Below are 638 nucleotides of genomic sequence, written 5' to 3'. Positions count from 1 at the left end.
TGTCACGGTCCGGGTTCTACGCCTGGCGGCGACGAAGCATTCGGAGTCTTCGCCGCGGGCCGTAGTGCGGACCGAGCTGGATGGAAAGGTCCGGCGGGCTCATGCGGATTCGAACGGGGTTTACGGTGCGCCGCGGGTCCGGGCCGCGCTGCCCCGGAACGGGACCGGCGTTGACCGCAAGACGGTGGCCGCTTCGATGCGCCGGCAGGGCCTGGAAGGGATATCCCCGCGCCGGTTCCGGCCGGTGACCCCAATCGGTGAGGCGCCGGTCCATGCGATCCCGGACCTGGTGGCCAGGAAATGGGACACCGGGGCCCTGGATGCCGTCTGGATCTCGGACATCACCTACCTGCGCACCGGCGAAGGATGGGTCTACCTGTGTGCAGTCCGGGACGCCTGCTCGCGGCGGGTGATCGGATGGGCCATGGACTCGGCCCAGACCGCCGGCCTCGTCGAAAAGGCACTCCGGATGGCGTACATCCTGCGCGGTGGGGGCCCGGCCGGGGTGGTGTTCCACGCCGACCGGGGCACCCAGTACACCTATGCCCAACTCAACGACGTCTGCGCCGGGCTGGGCATCCGGCAGTCCGTCGGCAGGACCGGAGTTTGCTGGGACAACGCCATGCAGGAATCATTCT

1 pseudogene is annotated in these 638 nt (G+C 69.0%); it reads left to right on the top strand.

Annotated elements, in window-relative coordinates:
* A pseudogene (locus G9E11_RS15280) lies at positions 1-638 on the top strand (IS3 family transposase); the annotation flags it as partial.

Source organism: Arthrobacter ipis (assembly GCF_014694315.1).
Classification (GTDB): Bacteria; Actinomycetota; Actinomycetes; order Actinomycetales; family Micrococcaceae; genus Arthrobacter; species Arthrobacter ipis.
The sequence above is the reverse complement of the archived record's forward strand: the minus strand, read 5'-3'. Positions and strand labels throughout refer to the sequence as shown.